The organism is Raskinella chloraquaticus (SeqCode), assembly GCF_021731865.1.
Lineage (GTDB): Bacteria > Pseudomonadota > Alphaproteobacteria > Rhizobiales > UBA4765 > Raskinella > Raskinella chloraquaticus.
Window position 1 is genome coordinate 1 of sequence record NZ_JAKFWN010000036.1, and the last position, 20,005, is coordinate 20,005.

Consider the following 20,005-nt stretch of genomic DNA (forward strand, 5'->3'; position numbering starts at 1 on the left):
TCACCCCGGTCATGGCCTATTACATGCTGCCGGGACTGAAGCGGCTCGACGAGCATGAAGGTGTGATCGTCCGCGTGCTGAAGCGCGGCAATCGCCGGCTTCTCGATTGGTCCTTTCGTCATCCGAAAACACTCATGACCGGCGCGCTCGCCGGCGTGATCGCCGCCGGAGCGTTCGCCACGCAGCTGCCGCGCTCGTTCCTGCCGCCCTTCAACGAGGGCACATTGACAATCTCGATGTTGTTCAACCCGGGCATCTCGCTTGCGGAGAGCCACCGGGTCGGGCTGATCGCCGAGCGGATCATCATGGAGGTCCCTGAGGTCAAGCTGGTTGGCCGGCGCACGGGACGCGCGGAACTCGACGAACATGCCGAAGGCGTCCACTCCTCGGAGATCGACGTCGATCTACATCCGAACGGTCGCTCGAAAAACGAAATCGTCAACGACATCCGCGCTCGCTTGTCGGTGCTGCCTGTCACCACCAACATCGGCCAGCCGATCTCGCACCGGCTCGATCACATTCTGTCAGGCGTTCGCGCACAGATCGCGCTGAAGGTGTTTGGCGAGGACCTCGACACCATCCGCACGCTCTCAGAAGAACTGCGCCAGAAGCTTGCTGGCGTGCCAGGCATCGTTGACCTGCAAGTCGAGAAACAGGTTCGTATTCCTCAACTCGAAGTCATCGTCGATTATCGCCGCGCCGCACTCTACGGACTTCAGCCGGCCGCGATCACGGAGCAATTGGAGCGCCTGTCGAACGGCCGCATCGTGTCCCGACTCGTCGACGGCAATCGCCGCTTCGACGTCGTCGTCCGCCTCCAGGACGAGCGCCGAACCACGCAAGGGCTCGCGGATCTGCTGATCGAATCGCCCGTAGGATGGATACCGGTGCGCCAGATCGCCGATATCGTCGAAACGGATGGGCCGAACCAGATCCTGCGTGAGAACGGCAAGCGGCGCGTGGTTGTCATGGCGAACACGGACGGCGCAGCCGACATGGCGACTGTGATCGGCCAGATTCGGCAGGTGATCGCCAAACATCAATTGCCGCCCGGCTTTTTCATCAGCCTGGAAGGGACATTCCAGGCGCAGGAAGAGTCGATGCGGACGATCGGGCTGTTGAGCCTCGTCTCACTCGCGATGATCTTCGCCGTCCTCTACTCTCGCTACCGCTCGGTGCTTTTCGTCGCGATCATCATGTCGAGCGTGCCGCTAGCGCTGATCGGCTCGGTCACGGCGCTATGGCTTGCGGGGCAGCCGCTATCCGTCGCCTCGATGGTCGGTTTCATTACGCTGACCGGCATCGCGACACGGAACGGTATCCTCAAGATCAGTCACTACGTCAACTTGGCGATCCACGAAGGGATGTCCTTCGGACCGGACCTCGTGATGCGCGGGTCGCTCGAACGGCTGACGCCCGTGCTCATGACCGCGCTCTCCGCCGGCGTGGCGCTTGTCCCGCTGATGATCGACGCGTACGCGCCTGGCAAGGAGATCCTGCATCCTGTCGCGATCACCATCTTCGGAGGGCTCGTGACCGCCACCGTGCTCGACACGTTTCTGACGCCCACCCTGTTCCTTCGCTACGGCCGCAAGCCACTCGAGCGGCTGGTCGCGCAGGTGCGCGACGCCCAACAAGCGCCCGTTGGCGGAACGATTGTCGCGAAACCGCTTGAATCCTTCTAGACCCCCGACATGGAGCCCTCTCGTGACCCGCCTTATCCTTGCCGTGCTGCTCGGCCTTTCGCTTGCTGTTCCTGCCTTCGCGCATGATCCTCGTCCCGGGCCGAATGGCGGGCTCAAGGTCGATGCAGGCGCACGCCATCACGCCGAACTCGTGGTGAACGGAACGCCGCAGGTCGTGGTGTTTCTCTATGACGCGAACGACCAGCCGGTCTCGGCCCAAGGCTACCGCGCCAATGCCATCCTCGTCGTGGCCGGCGCGACGCAGCGCTTCGCCTTGCAGCCGGGCGAAGGAAACCGCCTGACTGGCACCGCACCGGTTTCAGTGCCAGCCGGAACCAGAGGCGCTGTGCAGATCACGGCCCCCGATGGCGCGACCGCTCAGGCGCGGTTCTGATCGTCAGCGTCTGAACCACCACTACAAACATCCATCTCTCGTGAATAGCGGCGCAGCTTGCTCCGCCAGTGGGGATCTATGTCCGCTTTCGTTCGTCGGTCGAAGTTCATGTTGGCGCCACTGGCGCTTCTTCTGGTGGCCGGGTGCACTCTGCGCGAGCAACCTGAGATCGGGCTGGCGCCCGTTCCCCATGCTTGGACCTATGGGCCAACCGCGCGCCCGGGCACGGTGAACTTGAGCCTTGTCGACTGGTGGAAGCAGTACAGGGATCCCCAAGTAAGCCTTCTGGTCAACCAGGCGCTTGCCGGCAATCCCTCGGTTGCGGAAGCGCTTTACAGGGTGCAAGCGGCACGTGCCCTCGCGCGGGCAGACAATGCGTTGCGCTTTCCACAGGGAACACCGCGCGCTGGGATCGAGATTACCTCTCGGTTGGCGGGCCCAGCGGCAGGCCTCAATGAAGCTGGTGAAGCCGCCGGTCAAGGAGAGCGACGGACCGTCGGCGTCGGCCAAGCCGGAGTGGATGCGAGCTGGGAGATCGACCTGTTCGGCCGTCTCGGAGCACAGGCCGGGGCCTCGGAGCGCAATGCCGAAGCGCGGGTTGAAGACTTGGAGGCGGCTCGAACGACGCTCGCCGCCGATGTCGTCAGGACCTACATCGAACTCCGGGGCGCCCAACGTCGTCGCGCGGTCGTCGTCAATGAAATTGAAGCGAGGCGGCAACTCGCGCAATTGGTGAGGTCGCAGCAGGCTGCGGGCCTCGCCGGAGAGTTCGACGTGCAGCGTGCCGCGGCGACCTTCGAAGCAGCGCGCGCGCGGCTACCCCTTGTCGAGGCCGAAGTCGCCCTCGCGACTCAAAGGCTCGCGACGCTGACCGGTCAACCGGCGGCGACAGCTGCTCTTCGTCGGTCAATGGGTGGCATCCCCATGACCGCCACGCCGGGTCCGACGCTGCCGGCGGACTTGCTCCGAATGCGTCCCGACATTCGCCGTTCGGAATTGACGGTGCTGCAACGCGCGGCGTTGGCGGAGGTCGCGTATGCCGAACTGTTTCCGAGGCTGACTTTGGGCGGGTCGATCGAGGTTCGCGCCAACGTGCTGGCGACGCCGATCGCCGGCACGCCCGTTACCGTGGCGGGCGGACCGGGCATCTCCATCCCGCTGTTTGATTGGGGACAGCGGCGTGCGCTCCTGAATGCGCGCGAGGCGGAACTGAAGGAGGGGATCGCTTCCTACCGACGGGTTGTTCTTGAGGCTGTCGGCGAAGTCGAGATTGCATTGTCGCAAGTACGCCAGCAGGCGCTTCGAGTCGATCGACTGCGCACAGCCGTCGATGCGGCGCGACGAGCGTTCGTAACCGCACAGCGTTTGTATCAAGCCGGGGAAATCAACCTGACGGAGAGGCTTCAAGCTGAAGCCGACTTGAGGCAGGCGGAACTGGATTTCGCCGCGGCGAGCGAAACGCGTGCCGTGGCTTTGGTGACCTTGTACCGGGCACTGGGAGCAGGACCGGGGCGGCTGCCAGCCCTTCCAGCGCCGACGGCAGCGCCACCCCCGCTCATTAGCATCCTCGCCCGCGAGTCGCAATGAAGCCCAAGCGGCCTCCGACATTTAGGTTTCGGTGCCCTAGGCCGCACCGGACACAATCCGTTACATGACGGCAATGCCGTTGAAACCCGACTAGGGCCATCTGGACTCAACGCTTTCAGCTGCTTGAGGAGCACATCATGAAACTGGCCGTCGCGCTGATGACCTCTGTCGCCGTTTCGCTTTTGTCGGCCACGGCATCCCTTGCGCAGAACCCGCATGCGGGACACGGCGCGCACGGGGCTGGGGCGGGGCAGCAGACGCCCATGGGCGACATGGACAACATGATGAGCATGATGCGCCAGATGACCGCCATGATGGAGCGCATGCGGACCGCGTCGCCTGCGGAGCGGGAGCGCATGATGGGCGAGATGCGGCCGATGATGCAGGGCATGATGCCGATGATGAAGGGCATGATGGGCGGCCACGGGATGGGGATGATGGGGCAGACGCCTCAGACGCAGGCAGCCACCTCGCCGTCGACGCGCGCTTTCGAGGAGGCAAATGCGAAAATGCATCGCGACATGGCGATCGCCTTCAGCGGCAACGCGGACGTAGATTTCGTTCGCGGCATGATCCCACATCATCAGGGCGCCATCGACATGGCACGGGTTGTTCTGCAATTCGGAACGAACGAGCAGACCAAAAAGTGGGCCAACGAGATCATCGCCGCTCAGGAGCGCGAGATCGCCGAGATGCGGGAGTGGCTGCGCACGAATGCGCCGCAGTGAGCCGCCAGCCGAAGGAGGACTGCGGGAGGTCAACCGATGACGAGCGTGGTCGACCCGCTAGAGCTGTCTAATGACGGTTGGCGGACCGGCCTGCGCGGCTATCTCGGTGTGTCGGCGATTGGACATCTTCTGTGGGAGGCAGCACACGTCCACCTCTACACGATTTGGAACACGGGCACCTCGATCGAGATTACAGGCGCGGTGCTTCATTGTTCTGTCGGCGATGTGCTGATCGCCATGTCCGTGCTTCTTGTTCCACTACTGACCTTACCGGGGGGCATAATTTGGCCGTTCCCTGCTCGGAGAATTTTGCCGGTTGTCGTGGCAACTCTCACCTTGGGCCTCGCCTACACAGTCGCCAGTGAGTGGTGGAACGTCGAAATACGCGGGACCTGGAGCTACACTCCAGAGATGCCACGGCTGCTGCCATGGGGCACCGGGCTAACGCCGGTCTTGCAATGGTTGATCGTGCCGTCCCTCGCGCTGTTCGCGGCGAGCAGCCAAGCTGAGCGCGCAGTGCACAATGCCACTGCATCTCGGCACGGACGACCAACGCGTCCTGCTAACCCGGAGCGTCAAAGCCACGATGGCGTGCGTTGATCGCCTTGGGCGTCATCATACCGTTCGCCATGTCCTGCCAGGCTCGCGCCGCGCAGGAGCGCGAAATCGCAAGATGCGGGAGTGGCTGGCGAACAACGCACTGCGAGCGCCGACGTTCGACCCGCCCCTTCAGCGCCGTTCGAGTTCGTGGATGATCGGGCAGTCCGGCCTATCGTCGCCGTGGCAGGCTTCGGCGAGCGTCCGCAACGCGCCGGCGACCTCTGCGAGCGCCTCCGCGCGGTGCTCCAGGTCGGCCACATGGGCGAGCGCGAGCGATTTCACTTCGGCGCTGGTGCGGCTGCGGTCGGCCCAGAGGCGAAGCAGCTCACGCATCTGCTCGACGGAGAAGCCGAGATCCTTCGCCCTCCGGACGAATTTCACCCGGTGCAGGTCAGCGGGGCCGTAGTCGCGGTAGCCACTGTCGCGCCGCGCCGGTCGTGGCAAAAGCCCGATGCTCTCATAGTGGCGGATCATCTTGGCTGAGACGCCGCTCGCCGCCGCCAGTTCGCCGATCTGCACCGTAGCATCTCCCGCTTGACCTTCCCATGATGGGAAGGTGCAGGCTTTCGGTCAACCCGGGAAAAGGCGTCTGTCATGCCCTCCAAAGATCAAGCTGCGCGCCACGCGCCATCCTCAGGCTGCTGCGGCGACCATGCCGCTCATGGACACGATCATGATGAGTACGTGCAGGCGGGCGGCGAAGCTCCCGAACCGCACCAAGTCCGCGACCCCGTTTGCGGAATGAGCGTCGATCCTCACACTTCGCTTCATCGCGCGACGCATGCCGGCCGCACGCAATACTTCTGCTCCGCTGGCTGCAAGACGAAGTTTGAAGCGGAGCCCCAACGCTACCTCAATCCTGCGCAGACGAAGCCGACCGCCCCGACGCCTGTAGGAACGATCTACACCTGCCCCATGCACCCGCAAGTGCGGCAGGTCGGACCCGGTAATTGTCCGATCTGTGGCATGGCGCTGGAACCTGAGATTGCAAGTGCTGATGCTGGCCCGAATCCTGAGCTGGCCGATTTCACGCGCCGCTTCTGGATTGGCGCTGCGCTAACCATTCCCGTGTTCGCGCTGGAAATGGGCGGGCATCTGACCGGCCTTACCCACGCCATCGGCCAGCAGACGAGCAACTGGCTGCAATTCCTGTTTGCAACGCCTGTCGTCTTGTGGGCCGGCTGGCCGCTTCTGGAGCGCGGCTGGGCGTCCGTGCGCAACCGCAGCCTCAACATGTTTACGTTGATCGCACTCGGCGTCGGCGTCGCCTACCTCTACAGCCTTGTCGCCACCTTCGCGCCGGCGCTGTTCCCGCCCACCTTTCGCATCATGGACCGCGCGGTCGCAGTCTACTTCGAGGCGGCCGCCGTCATCACCGTGCTCGTACTGCTCGGCCAGGTGTTGGAGCTTCGGGCGCGCGAGAGCACGGGCGGCGCGATCCGCGCCCTTCTCGACCTTGCACCAAAAACTGCGCGTCGTATCCGCTCCGACGGCACGGAAGAGGAGATCGGGCTCGATCAGGTCGGCGTGGGCGACCGCCTCCGTGTCCGCCCAGGCGAGAAGGTCCCGGTGGACGGCGCGGTGCTGGACGGTCGCAGCGCGGTCGACGAGTCAATGGTGACGGGCGAGTCCATGCCAGTCACCAAAGAGGCGGGCGCAGCCGTCATCGGCGGCACCGTCAACCAGTCCGGCGCGCTGATGATCGAGGCGAAGCGCGTGGGGCGCGACACCATGCTCTCGCAGATCGTCAATCTTGTTGCGCAGGCGCAGAGAAGCCGCGCCCCGATTCAGCGGCTCGCTGACCAGGTCTCCGGTTGGTTCGTGCCTGCTGTGATGGGAGTCGCGGTCCTTACGTTTGCGGCCTGGATGCTATTCGGGCCCGAACCGCGCTTCGCCTATGCGCTCGTCGCCGCCGTCGCCGTGCTCATCATCGCCTGCCCCTGCGCGCTCGGCCTCGCCACGCCGATGTCGATCATGGTCGGCGTCGGCCGCGGCGCCGAGAGCGGCGTGCTGATCAAAAACGCCGAGGCGCTGGAGCGGATGGAGAAGGTCGATACGCTCGTGGTCGACAAGACCGGCACGCTGACCGAAGGCAAGCCGGCGGTGACGGCAATCCTCGTCGCGAACGGCTTCACGGACGCCGAGGCGCTGCGCCTCGCGGCCGCCGTCGAGCGCGCAAGTGAGCATCCGCTGGCGCTCGCTATCGTCCAAGCCGCCGAGGCGCGCAGGATCAAGCCAGCTCCCGTCATCGACTTCGACTCGCCGACCGGAAAGGGCGCCTTGGGCACGGTTGAGGGCAAGCGCGTCGCGCTCGGCTCGGCCGCGTTCCTGGCCGAGCATGGGGTCGATGCCGCTGCTCTCGCAGCCCAGGCGGAACGCTTGAGGGAGGACGGGGCGACGGTGATCTTTGCGGGCGTCGACGGCAGCCTCTCGGCCGCGTTCGCGATCGCCGACCCTGTCAAGGCGACCACGCCGGACGCGATCGCGGCGCTGAAGCGTGAAGGCGTGCGGATCGTCATGCTGACGGGCGACAATCGCACCACGGCGCGGGCGGTCGCGGCGCGTCTGGGCATCAACGAGGTGGAGGCCGAAGTTCTCCCGGACCAGAAAAGCGCCATCGTGGAGCGACTTCGTCGTGAAGGCCGCATCGTGGCGATGGCAGGCGACGGGGTCAACGATGCGCCGGCGCTCGCTGCGGCCGATGTCGGGATCGCGATGGGAACCGGCACGGACGTCGCCATGGAGAGCGCGGGCGTCACGCTGCTCAGGGGCGACCTCATGGGCATCGTCAAGGCGCGCAGGCTTTCGCACGCGACGATGCGCAACATCCGGCAGAACCTGTTCTTCGCCTTCGCCTACAACGCCGCCGGCGTGCCGGTGGCGGCGGGCGTTCTCTATCCCGCCTTCGGCCTGCTGCTCTCGCCCATCATCGCCGCTGCGGCGATGGCCTTGTCGTCGGTGAGCGTGGTGGGCAACGCGCTGCGGCTGCGGAGCTTCAAGCCATGAACCAGACGTCCCTGAATCGTCCCATCGTCATCGCCGCCGCCTCGCTCGCCATCGTGGGCGCATTCTATGTCTTGCGCGAGCATTGGGGGCACGCGCTCGGCGCGCTGCCCTACCTTCTGCTGCTCGCTTGTCCGCTGCTGCATTTGTTTCATGGGCATGGCGGCCACGGGCATCATCCTGCCAACGGAGGCGGACGTGAGCGACGCGATGACCTGCCATGAGGAAAGGCAATCGTCGATCGCCGTGGCGCCGGAGGTTCTCTTCGACCATCTCGACGATCCGGCGCGGTTCGGCCGACACATGGCGAAGCCGTCCCTGATGATGCTCGGCGGTTCGATGAGCTATCTTCTGGACGAGGCGAAGGGGCGAGCCGTCGGCTCGATCATTCGCATGGAAGGCTACGTGGCAGGGATGAAGCTCAGCCTTGAAGAACGCGTGACCGAGCGTGATCCGCCATGGCGCAAGACATGGGAAACGATCGGAAGCGTGCGGTTGGTCGTGATTGACTGGTATCGCATGGGCTTCGTCCTCGCCCCTGATCAGGATGGCTCGCGAATTTCAGCATTCATCGACTACACGCCGAACGCTCGCTTCCCACTAATCGCCGCGCCGGTCGCCCGCGTCTATGCGCTCTGGTGTCTTCAACAGATTGTGCGCGCTGCTCAGATAGGCGCATGATCGCGAGACGGCGGCCTGGCAGATGCGCCCAGCAGCACGCAGCCGACACCTAATGTGATGGCGACGTCGGCGAGGTTGAACGTCGGGAAGTGATGGCCGGCCCAGTGCAGGTCGATGAAATCGGTGACCATCCCGTCGCGCCAGCGGTCGACGGCGTTGCCGATGGCGCCGCCCGCGATCAGCGCGAGGCCCGCGCGCTCCAGGGGCTGCGGTGTCCGCAGCGCCCAGGCGATCAGGCTCGCCGCGACCAGCAGCTTGAAGGCGCTAAAGGCCGAGGCCCAGTCGTCGAGCGTGTCGCGGAACAGGCCGAAGCTGACGCCCGTGTTGAAGCCGAGGGTGAGATCCAGCACCGGCAGTAAGGGGATCGCGCGGGGCGGCTGCATCACGACGTTGAGGATCAGCCACTTGCTGGCGGCGTCCAGCGCGAAGGCCGCGCCGGCGATCGACAGCAAATCGACGAGGCGACTCGCCAGGACGTGGCTCGCGGCTTGACGCCGCGTGGAGCGGCTCACGTCCGCGTCTCGCGCTCGAAGCCGAGCAGCCTGAGCGCATTCAGCGTGACGAGGACGGTGGCGCCGGTGTCGGCGAGGATCGCGACCCAAAGCCCGGTGTAGCCGAACACCGAGGTCACAAGGAACACCGCCTTGAGGCCCAGCGCGACGGCGATGTTCTGGCGGATGTTGCCCATGGCCGCGCGCGAGAGCCTGATCAGGCGCGGCACGTCCGTGACGCGGCTGCGCAGGAGCGCCGCGTCCGCCGTCTCCAGCGCCACGTCCGTACCCGAGCCCATCGCCACGCCGACCGAGGCCGCCGCCAGCGCCGGCGCGTCGTTGATGCCGTCGCCGACCATCATGACGGGCGCGCCGGCCGCCAGCCGCTTGACCTCGGCCACCTTATCGTCGGGCAGGAGCTGCGCGCGATGGTCCATGCCGAGCGCGCCCGCGATGGCCGCGCCGGTGCGGGCGTTGTCGCCGGTGAGCATCACCGACGACACGCCGAGCGCCTTGAGCTGGGCGACGGCGGCGCGCGCGTCCTCGCGCGCCTCGTCCCGCAGCGCGATCAGGCCGACCGGGCGCGCCGACCTGAACACGGCCGCCACCGTCTTGCCCTCGCCCTCCAGCCGGTCGATGGCGTCGCGAAGGTCGGCTGGCAGGGCACCCGCTTCCGAGGCGAAGCGCGGTGAGCCAACGAAGACGCTCTCATTGTCGATGCGCGCCTCCATGCCCCGGCCGGGAATGGCCCTCGCTCCGGTCGCGGCGGGCAAAGTGAGGCCGTCCGCCTCGGCCCGCGCCAGGATCGCCTGCGCGAGGGGATGGTTCGAGCCCGTCTCGACGGCCGCCGCGAGCCGCAGCACCTCGGCTTCGGCCACGCCCGAACCGACGATGTCGGTGACCTTCGGCTCGCCGCGCGTGAGTGTTCCGGTCTTGTCGAAGGCGACGATGCGCGTGCGGGCGGCGGCCTCTATGACGGCGCCGCCTTTGAGCAGCAGGCCCCGCCTCGCACCGGCGGACAGCGCCGAGGCGATCGAGGCGGGCACCGAGATGACCAGCGCGCAGGGGCAGCCGATCAGCAGGATCGTCAGCCCGCGATAGACCCACGTGCCCCAGTCCCCGCCCAGGAACAGCGGCGGCACGATCGTTACTAGGACAGCGAGGGCGACGACGGCCGGCATGTAGATGCGGCTGAAGCGGTCGATGAAACGCTCGGTCGGCGCGCGCGCCTCCTGCGCCTCCTCCACCAGCCGGATGATGCGCGCGATGGTGTTGTCCTCCGCGCCCTTCGTCACCTCCACCCGCAGCGCGGCATCGGAGTTGATCGAGCCGGCGAACACCGGATCGCCCGGACCTTTGGCCTTCGGCATCGACTCGCCCGTAACGGGCGCCTCGTTGACTGAGGAGACGCCTTCGACGATCTCTCCGTCGGCGGGGATGCGGTCGCCGGGCCGGGCCAGAACGATCTGCCCGATGCGGAGCGAAGCCGCCGGAACCTGACGCGTCGCCCCACCTTCCTCGATCGTCGCGGTCTTAGGCACGAGGTCGGCGAGCGCGCGGATACCGGCGCGGGCACGCTCGGCGGCGACGCCCTCCAAGACCTCGCCGACCGCGAAGAGAAACACGACCAGCGCTGCCTCCTCGGCCGCGCCGATGACGAGCGCGCCCGCCGCCGCGATCGTCATCAGCATCTCGATGGTGAAAGGCATCCCAGCGCGCGCCGCCGCGACCGCGCGCCGGGCGATGGGCGCGACCCCGATCAGGCAGGCGGCGACGAAGCCCCAAGCCGCGACTTGCGGGTTCCCGACGGCGAGCTTGATCGCCCAGGCACCCGCCAGTAGCGCACCAGTCAGCATCACGAGCCGGCCCTTGGCGGTACGCCACCAAGCGGACGGACCTAGGTTCGCCGAGACAGGCGGCGCCACGTCGTTCTGGGAGATCGCATCGGCCGACGCGGCGGCAGAACTCGCCGGCGCCGTCCTCGGCGCGATCGGCTCGATGCCGTAGCCGAGCGCGCGCACCGTTGCTTCGATCGCGGTCGGGTCGGCCCGATCGGCGTCGAGCCTCAACGACAGCGTCTCTGTCGCGATCGCGACCTTGACGTGCTCCACGCCGGGCATGCGCTCCACGGCCCCACGTATCTTTGCCGCGCAGCTGCCGCAGTCCATGCCGGACACTTTCCAAACAAAGGCGCCGAATTTGTCGTTGGCGTCGGCGGCAATAGTCGACATGACTCACGCTCCCTTGATGCGACTCGTCACACCGGATACGACCTCTAGTGACTAGAGGTTCAAGGGGCTGTTCGATGAAAAGAGCGATTACGTCCGATGCCGCTGCGCACGAGCGCGTGATCGCGATCGGCGCGCTGGCTGCGCGCACTGGGGTCAAGGTAGAGACGATTCGCTATTACGAGCAGGTCGGGCTTTTACCCGCGCCCGAGCGTAGCGAAGGCAACCAGCGCCGCTACGGCCGCCGGCATCTGGAGCGTCTCGCTTTCATTAGGCACGCGCGCGACTTGGGATTCCCGGTCGAAACCTTGCGGGGATTGCTCGCGCTGGCCGACCGGCCGGACATGCCCTGCGACGAGGCGCACCGGATCGCCGCGCGGCAGCTGGCCGACGTGCGCCGCAAAATCGCTCACCTCCGAGCGCTGGAGGCGGAACTCGATCGCATCGCCCAGTCCTGCCTCGGTGGCGCGCCGGTGCGCGACTGCGCAGTGATCGAGGCCCTCGCTAAGGAGCAAAGGGCCGATTCAGTGCCGCTGGGGAAAAGGGACGCCGGAAGCGCGTGCTGATCGCTGCGCGTACTGACCTTTGAATCGTAGCGGCACCGTGGCGGGTCAATATCCGGGCGGCCTACCAGTACTCCGTATGACTGCGATAAAGTTCGTGGGAGCCGGAGCAGTATGTTCGTATCCGGGTTCCTATCCTCCGCCAACCCCTTGTTGGTACATACCGAAGACAGGGTGACGGATTGTTCCGGTCACATGGGCTACACCCGCCGGCCAAACGGTTTTCGGGGGTGTAGGGTTGTCTGCTCGAGGTCGGTATATCCCAGATCGTCGTCCATGAAGGAGACGAGCCATATGGCGTCGTCGACTGCTTTCATGCGCCTGCCAGTGCCCGTCGGAGCGCGGGCGATGTCACCGCTCTGACATTTATACGTCATCTGATCGTCATGGCGTTTGCCTATCCCGCCTGAGTGGGAGAGCGCATCTGTGTCGATCCAAATTCATAAAGGGCGGGTTCTCGCGGGTTCAGATTTTGATCTCCAGCCGGTCATCATCCGGGACGGTCTGATTGAGACGTCCGACACATGTCAAGCCGATCTGACGCTCGATGCGGCAGGGCTGATGGTGCTTCCTGGTATCGTCGACATTTACGGCGACGCTTTCGAAAGGCAGATCGAGCCGCGGTCGGGTGTGCAATTCGCGCTTGCACTCGCCGAAACCGACCGGCAGCTGGTCGCTAATGGCATCACCACGGCCTGCCATGCGGTGACCTGTTCCTGGGAGCCGGGTCCGCGAAGCCTCGAGAACGCTCAACGCCTTCTCGAGGCCCTCTGTCATCACGCTCAGACCCTGTCGGCAGAGCATCGATTTCATCTGCGACACGAGATCTTCAATCTCGATGCCCCGTCGCTGAGCCTCGATCGGGTCGCGAGCGGCCGTCTAAACGCGCTCGCCTTCAACGATGACATGGACGACCTCACGCACAACATCAGCCGCCGGTCGGCAAAGCTTGGCCGCATGATCAAACGGACGGGGCTCACGCCGGCGGATGACGCGGCGCGCCTCGAGCGTGTGACAGCGCGCCGCCGCGAGTGTCCCGCGAGCCTTGCGCGCATTGCGGAAGCAGCGGGCGAGCATGTCATCTTCGGCGCGCCCAACGTTGTGCGGGGCGGCAGCCAGAACATGGGTTGCCCGGATGCCGGCGCGATGGTAGCGAGCCGTCTGTGCACGATCCTCGCCTCCGATTACTTCTACCCGGCCATGCCTCAGGCGGTGTTCACGCTTGTTCGTAACCATGCGCTGACCTTGGCCGAGGCCTGGAACCTCATTTCCGCGCATCCGGCAGATGCGCTTGGACTTCAGGATCGCGGGGCGATCGCCCCCGGCAAACGCGCTGATCTCGTTCTCGCGCGGATGAGCGGTCTCGGGATCGAAGTCCTCGCCACCATCGCCAAGGGCGAACTTGTCTACCTCACCGATGCCCGCCTCATCTCGTCCGCCGCATCGCACGATGTGCCAGCGCGTCGGGCTGCATGAAATCAGACTATCAACAGGAGCCAAAAATGTTGAATCGCCGCAAACTTGTCGCCTCCGTCATGATCGGCTTCGCTTGCCTGTCAGCCATGCCCGCCCACGCGCAGGAAAAGATCCGCTTTGCCGTGACAGATATCGATGGCCTCGAATCCCTCCAGCGCGAGTTTGGGCCGTTCAAGGAAGCCTTCGAGAAAGCCTCGAAGCTGCGCGTTGACTTCTTTCCGGTCTCCGGTCGCACGGCTGCGGTGGAGGCCATGAATGCCGGCCAGGTGGATTTCGTTCTCACCGGCCCGGCGGAATATGTGGTTTTCAATGCCCGCCTCAAGGCGGTGCCGGTCGTGGTATGGGAGCGTCCGAACTACCGCTCGTCGATCGTTGTGCTGGACGAAAGCCCGATCCGTTCGCTGACCGAGCTTAAGGGCAAGAAAATCTCGTTCGGGGAGATCGGCTCGACCTCGCAGCATCTCGCGCCCGCCACGATCCTGTCTGATGGTGGCCTCAATTATGGCAAGGATTACGAGCCCGTTTTCCTGAAACTGAATGTTGCAGCCGAAGCGCTGCTCCGCAACGACATTGCGGCGATCGGGATGAACCAGACCCATCTTGAGCGCATCACCAAGGCCTTTCCGAACCGCAAATTCCGTACGCTTGGCGAGGGGGCGAACCTGCCAAACGACCTGATCGTCGCCTCTTCGAAGGTAAATCCGGACGTCGTCGAGACGGTTCGCAAAACCTTCCGCGATCATGGCCTGGCCCTGCTTGCGGCCGTTACCACCACCAAGGAAAATGCCAAATTCATCGGCGGCAGTTTCCAATACACAGTCTCCGACCGGGATTATGACGGCGTGCGCAAGATGTTCGTGAATGTTGGGGTGCGCGAGTTTACGCAATTTATTGGCAACTGACGGTGGTCAGCTCGACTTTAGCCCGAATCCTTCCACCGGAACCGGAGGCGCCGCCCGCGCCTCCGGTTCTTGCCGTGTCCAGCCTCGCCAAGACCTTCGGCGAGCGGGCAGTCCTGCGCGATGTCTCGCTCGTCGCGTATCGCGGCGAGGTTACCGCACTGATCGGCGCCAATGGCACCGGAAAATCGACGCTGCTGCGTGCACTCGTCCGCCTGGTCGAGCCGGATTCTGGCCGCGTGATGATGCTCGGGCAGGATGTTCGAACGCTTGATCGCGCTGCCCTGAAGGCGTTCCGATCGCGCGTTGGCTTTGTCTTCCAGAAGCATAACCTGGTCGGGCGCCTCTCGGTTCTCACCAATGTCGTGCACGGCGTCCAGGCTCGCATGAGCGGTCCGCGCAGCTGGCATCATGCGCTCGCCCCCGCCGCCATCCGCGAGGAGGCTATGGCGTGCCTTGCCGCTGTCGGCCTCGCAGACCGCGCCCTGCAGCGGGCGGATTCCCTCTCCGGCGGACAATCACAGCGCGTTGCCATCGCGCGGATGTTGATGCAGCGCCCTGAATTCGTGCTGGCTGATGAGCCGGATGCCAGCCTCGATCCTCGTGCAGGCCGAGAATTGATGGAATTGCTCTATAGACTTGCCCATGACAAAGGGCTGGTCATGATCTCGCACCGGATGGAGCACACGCTGCGATTTTCAGACCGGATCATTGGCTTGGCGGGCGGAATTGTCGCCCTTGCTCTCGAAACCCGTCACGCCCATGCCGATCAGCTCAAGGCCTTCTTCGACCGGCCCGCAGGGTTCTCCCATGCCGAAGATGAGTCGCCCTATGGCTGATCTCACCGCACCGATGCGCTGGGAGCGCCCCAATGCGTTGTCCTTCACGATCGGTGTGGTCGTGTTTGCCTTCGTGATCTGGTCGTTTTCGAGCGTTGGCCTCTCCTTGGAGCGCATCGTCCGCGGCATTCCGGCGCTCGGTTCGATGCTTGAGCGCATGTTCCCGCCTGATATTGAACGCCTTCCGCGTATCCTTGAGCAGTTGCTCATCACGTTCCAGATGGCGCTCGTTGGGTGCATCCTGGGCCTTGTCCTCGCCTTTCCCATTTCCGTACTCGCTGCGGAGGGCCTGTCTCCGCATCCCGTGCTGAAGCACGCCGCGCGAGCACTGATCGCCTTGTTCAGAACCGTGCCGGATCTCGTATGGGCGCTGTTGTTCGTGATCGCAGTGGGTCTGGGGCCCGCTGCCGGTGTGATGGCGATCATGGTAGACAAGATCGGTTTTGCCGGTCGCTTCTTCGCAGAAGCCATGGAAGAAGCCGACAAGGGACCGCAGGAGGCGCTGGCCACAATCGGCGCAACGCGAACCGGATTGATTTTTTCGGCGGTCGTGCCGCTTGCCCTGCCATCCTTTGTGGCGACATCGCTGTTCAGCCTCGAGAAGGCGGTCCGCGGTTCCGTCATCCTCGGGCTCGTTGGTGCGGGCGGCATCGGCGTAGAGCTGAAGGTCGCGTTCGACCTGTTCAATTATGACACCGCCGCAACGATTATCCTTACGATTTTTGCACTGGTCATCGCCGTCGAGCAGGCCTCGAATGTCATTCGCCGTCGCCTGATCTGAACGATCGCCGGGCGGGCGGGGCCTGGCGCTGTCGGAGATGCGCAAACGCGATGCCATCGCGCCGGCGACGCCAGGGCAGATCATCTTCGGCTGGCGCCTGCTGTGCAAAAAGGGAACATCGACTTTTTCGATCACAGCATGCGAAAACGATAAGGTTGAGAGAGAATTGCGATTCCGTGTGAGCGCAATGTGCTCTATCCGCGTTTGCCGATCAGACTGGCGCAAGGGCATATCTGATCATACCGTTAAGCCGGCTGCGCCAATCGTCCTGGACCGATATCGGCTGCCGTGAGCCCCTCCTCCAGAAGTCGCTCTGGCAGCGCATTGGCAACAACCAACCCCGCCGCCGCCCTCGCTAACGCTGGAGCCATCATGATGCCGTAGCCACCTTGGCCGGCCAGCCAGAAAAAACCGTCTGCCTGGGTGTCGAAGCCAACGACCGGTCGCTCGTCGCTCACGAAGGAGCGCAGACCGGCCCAGCTGCTGCAAATGCGCCTGACCTTCAGGAACGTTTCGGTTTCAAGCCAGTCGACAGCCACCGCGATGTCGTATTCATCGGGTTGGGAATCCTGGGGTTCGCTCGGTGTCTGGTCGCCTGGCGAGGCCATGATCCGCCCGCCATCCGGTTTGAGATAGGCATCATGGCCGACAAAATCGATGGCCGGCATGTCATGGGTCGTCATGTCTTCGGGCGCGTCAACGATGATGGCGGTGCGCTTGCGCGGGACAATGCCAATCGGCGCCGCGCCGGCCATGGCACCAATCCGGCCAGCCCAGGCGCCTGCAGCATTGATGATGATCCGCGCCAGAACATCGACATCGCCGGCCATGATCCTCCAGCCTCCATTGGCCCGTTCCAGGCGGTCAACACGCTTGTTGCACACCAACGTGCCGCCGCGCTGTTTGAAGCCTCGCAGATACCCCTGATGCAGACCGGCCACATCGATATCCGTGACCCCTCGCTCAAAGGCCGCGCAGGCGATCATCTCCGGTCGAAGCAGCGGCGCCAGTGCGCGCGCCTGGACAACGCTGATTGCCTCGATCTCATGTCCCGGTGATGAAAGCGCCAATATGGCGTCAAGCCCGGCCAATTGCGTTGGTGATGCGACCGTCAATGAGCCCCGCGGCGTCAGGAGCGCGTGCTCGCAAAAACCGTCAGGTGGATTGAGAAAGAAGGCATGGCTTGCCTGATTGATCCGCCGGACGACCGGGTTGCCATAGTTGCGTGTGAACAAAGCTGCCGATCGCCCGGTGCTGTGATAACCGGGCGCCGTTTCCGCTTCGATCATCAGCACGCTGCCATGCGCTGCGAGTTCATAGGCTGCTGACGTGCCCGAGATTCCTGCGCCGATGACCACATAATCATACATTGATGAACCGAAGCCCTCCCGTGGCCGGCGATCATCACAACGTGCTTCGATATAAATTGCAAGAAAACAAAAATAATTTGACTATTTGAAAGATATATTACTTCATAGGTAGCCGAAGCTCTGGAGCTCACATGATAGGCTCTGTCCGCAATCGTCTGTCAGAGTGCCTGTCCACCGCCTCCAAGGCGGATAAGGCGATTGCGAGCTATATGCTGTCCCAATTGAACAGCATCCCCTTTGAGACCGCTGCCAGCCTTGCAGAAAAAGTCCAGGTCAGCGAACCAACGGTCGGGCGCTTTTGCCGCGCCCTGGGCTATGCCAGCTTCAAGGATCTGAAGGACCATCTCAAGCAGGATATCGGCGACCGGCCATGGCTGATCAGCGATCGGCTGCGTGATTTTCAGCGCAGCGCGCAGGCGGGCGAGGACCAGCTGGGTGCTGGCCTGCAGATGGAAATTGCCGCTCTGGTGGCGGTCTATGAGCTGGCACGCACACCCGAATGGCGCCGCGTGGTCGAGCGGTTGGCGCGACGCCCCGCCGTTTTCGCGGCCGGGTTTCAGACCGAGCGCGGCATGGCTCAGATTTTTGTCAATCAGCTGCAGTATCTGCGTGACCGTGTGCATCTGCTTGATCTGGCTGGCGGAAACTTCAGTGAATTGCTGCTGTCAGACGCGGCATCGACCGCAGACAAGCCGACGCTGGTGATCTTTGAGGCGCGGCGCTATTCGCGCATGGCCAAACTTCTGGCTGTTGAAGCGAAAGCGGCAGGCATCCCCACGACGCTGATCACCGATGCCTTCTGCGACTGGGGCCGGGACGTGGTTGACGAACTGCTCGTCGTGCCGACCGAGTTCAATCTGTTCTGGGATTCAACCGCCCAGATGGCGAGCCTCGCGAACCTTCTTGTCAACAGTGTTTTCATCGAACTCGGCCCGCAGGTCGAGCAGCGGATGGACGCGATTGCCCGCCTCTTCAACCGCTTCACGGGCCATGTGGGTGACCCGAGCGGGCCTGTCACGGGGGATTAAATCTGACCTGTCCATCAACCGACGTCCAGCAAAGGAAAACCACAATGCGCTACACTGCCAAGGCGATGCTCTTGTCCGGATCGGCGCTTCTGTCGGCCGGCCTGCTTTCTCTCGCGCCCGGTTCTACCGCGATGGCGCAGGAGGCAATCTTCGTGATGCCGGTACGTGATGTCGGCGCGCCAAGCTATAATCCGATCCTGGGCACGCGGCTCAACGCCGCCACGACGCTGATCTTCGACCGCATGGTTATCCAGGACGCAGACCAGAGCTTCCATGGCCAGCTTGCGACATCGTGGGAAACGTCAGCGGACGGTCTGAGCTGGACCTTCAAGTTGCGGCCCAACGTCAAGTTTCATGATGGCGAACCGTTCAATGCGGCGACAATCGTCTGGTGGCTGCCCAAGTTCCTCGGCACTGAAAACGCCTTCATGACCGATGCGATCGACAAGGTGGATGTCATCGACAATCTGACGGTCAAATTCACGATGAAAAATCCCGACCCGAACATGCTGTTCAACATGGCGTCGAGTTTCATGGGCATTCCCTCACCCAAATCATTCGACCAGCTCGGCGACAAATTCGGCGTCACAGGCGCGGTTGGCACCGGCCCCTTCAAGCTGGAGAGCTTTGTAGTGGGCCAGCAGACCGTGCTGGTGCGCAACGACGCCTATAACTCCGCGTCGGATCTTTCGGTGAACCAGGGGCCAGCCAAACTGAAGAAAATCACCTTGCGTGAAATCGCCGAGGATTCAACGGCATTCCTGGAGTTGAAGACGGGTGGCGTCGACATGCTGCTCAGCGTACCAACGGATTTCCTGCCGCGCCTTTCGACTGAAAAAGGAACCAAGGTCGTCACGCTTCGGGGCACGGAGGTTTACTACGTCGTCATCAACACCTCGGTCGAGCCCTTCACCGATATCAAAGTGCGGGAGGCGACAGGCTTCGCCATCAATCAGAAGGAAATTCTCGCAAGCCTCTTTGGCGGCGTTGGCGAGGAGGCCCATACCTTCCTGATCAGCGGCCTGGCTGAAGCCAAGGTCGATCCCAAACTGCTGATCGCCTATGATCCCGCCCGCTCACGCAAGGCACTTGATGAGGCTGGCTGGGTGATGGGTTCCGATGGGGTTCGCGCCAAGGCCGGCACCAGACTTCAGGTCAAGCTGTGGACCCAGAGTGGCACGGAATTCAAGCGCATCACCGAAGTCGTGCAGGCACAGTTAAAGGCGGTTGGCATCGGCACTGATATCACCGCCTTCGATGCGGCGACGATCACCGCGCAGTATCGCAAGAAGACCGAACACCAGCTCGCCGTCAGGGTTTATTCCTGGGCCAATGCCGACATTCTCGACTGGTTCTTTGCCGGCAAGCGTGCGGGCCATCCCAATCATTCCATGTGGGTCAATGCCACGTCTGAAGCGCTTAACGAGAAGGCCATGAAAGGTTCGCGGACGTGGGATGAACGCGTTGCCAATTTCCGCGCCTATCACGAGAACCTGCTCTCGCAATTCGTGTTCGCGCCGATCTACCAGCCCGTGCAGAATTTCGCCTATTCACAAGCGCGCATCACCATGCCTGCCACCGTGCGCGGTACACGGCTGCAGAGCCAGACGATCGTCGATATCGAAAAGAAGTAAGGCTCATGTGAGCCCGAC

Annotated in this window: 19 protein-coding genes; 15 read left to right on the forward strand and 4 right to left on the reverse strand. The window is 63.9% G+C overall.

What is annotated here, in order from left to right; all coding sequences use genetic code 11:
* From ACINK1_RS12260 to ACINK1_RS12280, 5 genes are all read left to right on the forward strand, one after another.
* Positions 1-1,685, forward strand: a 1,685-nt coding sequence (locus ACINK1_RS12260) for an efflux RND transporter permease subunit (RefSeq protein WP_395760143.1), incomplete at its 5' end; no start/stop codon positions are given.
* 22 nt (positions 1,686-1,707) lie between these two features.
* The gene (locus ACINK1_RS12265) at positions 1,708-2,079 is read left to right on the forward strand and encodes a hypothetical protein (protein WP_296577549.1); all 372 of its coding nucleotides are present in this window, start codon (positions 1,708-1,710) and stop codon (positions 2,077-2,079) included.
* A 108-nt stretch (positions 2,080-2,187) separates the two neighbouring features.
* A complete protein-coding gene (locus ACINK1_RS12270) occupies positions 2,188-3,666 on the forward strand; it encodes an efflux transporter outer membrane subunit (RefSeq protein ID WP_395760144.1) in 1,479 nt (492 codons plus the stop codon).
* A 137-nt stretch (positions 3,667-3,803) separates the two neighbouring features.
* Positions 3,804-4,394, forward strand: a complete 591-nt coding sequence (locus ACINK1_RS12275; RefSeq protein ID WP_296577553.1) for a DUF305 domain-containing protein — start codon at positions 3,804-3,806, stop codon at positions 4,392-4,394.
* Positions 4,395-4,430: 36 nt separating this feature from the next.
* Complete coding sequence (locus ACINK1_RS12280) at positions 4,431-4,994, forward strand: hypothetical protein (RefSeq protein ID WP_376800647.1); 564 nt, start codon at positions 4,431-4,433, stop codon at positions 4,992-4,994.
* A gap of 129 nt (positions 4,995-5,123) precedes the next feature.
* Here ACINK1_RS12280 and cueR read toward each other — a convergent pair whose 3' ends face one another.
* Positions 5,124-5,513 carry a Cu(I)-responsive transcriptional regulator gene (gene cueR, locus ACINK1_RS12285; RefSeq protein ID WP_296577557.1) on the reverse strand — a complete coding sequence of 130 codons (390 nt, stop codon included), beginning with the start codon at positions 5,511-5,513 and terminating at the stop codon, positions 5,124-5,126.
* Between the two features lie 75 nt (positions 5,514-5,588).
* On the opposite strand from cueR, the gene ACINK1_RS12290 reads away from it, so the two are divergent.
* Genes ACINK1_RS12290 through ACINK1_RS12300 form a run of 3 tightly spaced genes read left to right on the forward strand, consistent with a single transcriptional unit; the run spans position 5,589 to position 8,678 of the window.
* The gene (locus ACINK1_RS12290) at positions 5,589-8,000 is read left to right on the forward strand and encodes a heavy metal translocating P-type ATPase (protein WP_376800650.1); all 2,412 of its coding nucleotides are present in this window, start codon (positions 5,589-5,591) and stop codon (positions 7,998-8,000) included.
* Positions 7,997-8,221, forward strand: a complete 225-nt coding sequence (locus ACINK1_RS12295) for a DUF2933 domain-containing protein (protein WP_296577561.1) — start codon at positions 7,997-7,999, stop codon at positions 8,219-8,221. Before ACINK1_RS12290 ends, ACINK1_RS12295 begins: the two co-directional genes overlap by 4 nt.
* A complete protein-coding gene (locus ACINK1_RS12300; RefSeq protein WP_395760145.1) occupies positions 8,151-8,678 on the forward strand; it encodes an SRPBCC family protein in 528 nt (175 codons plus the stop codon). Before ACINK1_RS12295 ends, ACINK1_RS12300 begins: the two co-directional genes overlap by 71 nt.
* On the opposite strand, the gene lspA is transcribed toward ACINK1_RS12300, so the two are convergent.
* A complete protein-coding gene (gene lspA, locus ACINK1_RS12305) occupies positions 8,663-9,190 on the reverse strand; it encodes a signal peptidase II (protein WP_296577565.1) in 528 nt (175 codons plus the stop codon). The two genes, ACINK1_RS12300 and lspA, sit on opposite strands and share 16 nt — an antisense overlap.
* A complete protein-coding gene (locus tag ACINK1_RS12310) occupies positions 9,187-11,400 on the reverse strand; it encodes a heavy metal translocating P-type ATPase (protein ID WP_376800653.1) in 2,214 nt (737 codons plus the stop codon). The genes lspA and ACINK1_RS12310 overlap by 4 nt, the downstream gene beginning before the upstream one ends.
* A gap of 116 nt (positions 11,401-11,516) precedes the next feature.
* On the opposite strand from ACINK1_RS12310, the gene ACINK1_RS12315 reads away from it, so the two are divergent.
* The 5 genes from ACINK1_RS12315 (at position 11,517) to phnE (ending at position 15,955) form a co-directional block, all read left to right on the forward strand.
* Complete coding sequence (locus ACINK1_RS12315) at positions 11,517-11,963, forward strand: helix-turn-helix domain-containing protein (RefSeq protein ID WP_296577573.1); 447 nt, start codon at positions 11,517-11,519, stop codon at positions 11,961-11,963.
* A 423-nt stretch (positions 11,964-12,386) separates the two neighbouring features.
* Positions 12,387-13,436, forward strand: coding sequence for an amidohydrolase family protein (locus ACINK1_RS12320; RefSeq protein WP_376800655.1), 1,050 nt, complete (start codon positions 12,387-12,389; stop codon positions 13,434-13,436).
* Positions 13,437-13,462: 26 nt separating this feature from the next.
* Complete coding sequence (locus ACINK1_RS12325) at positions 13,463-14,338, forward strand: PhnD/SsuA/transferrin family substrate-binding protein (RefSeq protein WP_376800657.1); 876 nt, start codon at positions 13,463-13,465, stop codon at positions 14,336-14,338.
* A gap of 74 nt (positions 14,339-14,412) precedes the next feature.
* Positions 14,413-15,174 carry a phosphonate ABC transporter ATP-binding protein gene (locus tag ACINK1_RS12330; protein WP_376800659.1) on the forward strand — a complete coding sequence of 254 codons (762 nt, stop codon included), beginning with the start codon at positions 14,413-14,415 and terminating at the stop codon, positions 15,172-15,174.
* Entirely contained in the window at positions 15,167-15,955 is a 789-nt protein-coding gene (phnE, locus tag ACINK1_RS12335) for a phosphonate ABC transporter, permease protein PhnE (RefSeq protein ID WP_376800660.1), read from the forward strand. The genes ACINK1_RS12330 and phnE overlap by 8 nt, the downstream gene beginning before the upstream one ends.
* 245 nt (positions 15,956-16,200) lie before the next feature.
* Here the strand turns inward: phnE and ACINK1_RS12340 are convergent, their stop codons facing one another.
* The gene (locus tag ACINK1_RS12340) at positions 16,201-17,325 is read right to left on the reverse strand and encodes an FAD-binding oxidoreductase (RefSeq protein ID WP_376800662.1); all 1,125 of its coding nucleotides are present in this window, start codon (positions 17,323-17,325) and stop codon (positions 16,201-16,203) included.
* 131 nt (positions 17,326-17,456) lie between these two features.
* Here ACINK1_RS12340 and ACINK1_RS12345 point away from each other — a divergent pair, with 131 nt between their 5' ends.
* Together ACINK1_RS12345 and ACINK1_RS12350 are read left to right on the forward strand one after the other, a co-directional pair.
* Positions 17,457-18,353, forward strand: coding sequence for a MurR/RpiR family transcriptional regulator (locus tag ACINK1_RS12345; protein WP_376800663.1), 897 nt, complete (start codon positions 17,457-17,459; stop codon positions 18,351-18,353).
* Between the two features lie 44 nt (positions 18,354-18,397).
* Positions 18,398-19,987, forward strand: coding sequence for an ABC transporter substrate-binding protein (locus ACINK1_RS12350; protein WP_376800665.1), 1,590 nt, complete (start codon positions 18,398-18,400; stop codon positions 19,985-19,987).
* Positions 19,988-20,005: the final 18 nt, after the last annotated feature.

Bases quoted from the DNA above. Each gene is read 5' to 3' on its own strand.
- ACINK1_RS12270 (WP_395760144.1), top strand. From the start codon at position 2,188: ATGTTGGCGCCACTGGCGCTTCTTCTGGTGGCCGGGTGCACTCTGCGC.
- ACINK1_RS12275 (WP_296577553.1), top strand. From the start codon at position 3,804: ATGAAACTGGCCGTCGCGCTGATGACCTCTGTCGCCGTTTCGCTTTTG.
- ACINK1_RS12280 (WP_376800647.1), top strand. From the start codon at position 4,431: ATGACGAGCGTGGTCGACCCGCTAGAGCTGTCTAATGACGGTTGGCGG.
- ACINK1_RS12290 (WP_376800650.1), top strand. From the start codon at position 5,589: ATGCCCTCCAAAGATCAAGCTGCGCGCCACGCGCCATCCTCAGGCTGC.
- ACINK1_RS12295 (WP_296577561.1), top strand. From the start codon at position 7,997: ATGAACCAGACGTCCCTGAATCGTCCCATCGTCATCGCCGCCGCCTCG.
- ACINK1_RS12300 (WP_395760145.1), top strand. From the start codon at position 8,151: ATGGGCATGGCGGCCACGGGCATCATCCTGCCAACGGAGGCGGACGTG.
- ACINK1_RS12310 (WP_376800653.1), bottom strand. From the start codon at position 11,400: ATGTCGACTATTGCCGCCGACGCCAACGACAAATTCGGCGCCTTTGTT.
- ACINK1_RS12325 (WP_376800657.1), top strand. From the start codon at position 13,463: ATGTTGAATCGCCGCAAACTTGTCGCCTCCGTCATGATCGGCTTCGCT.
- phnE (WP_376800660.1), top strand. From the start codon at position 15,167: ATGGCTGATCTCACCGCACCGATGCGCTGGGAGCGCCCCAATGCGTTG.
- ACINK1_RS12340 (WP_376800662.1), bottom strand. From the start codon at position 17,325: ATGTATGATTATGTGGTCATCGGCGCAGGAATCTCGGGCACGTCAGCA.
- ACINK1_RS12345 (WP_376800663.1), top strand. From the start codon at position 17,457: ATGATAGGCTCTGTCCGCAATCGTCTGTCAGAGTGCCTGTCCACCGCC.
- ACINK1_RS12350 (WP_376800665.1), top strand. From the start codon at position 18,398: ATGCGCTACACTGCCAAGGCGATGCTCTTGTCCGGATCGGCGCTTCTG.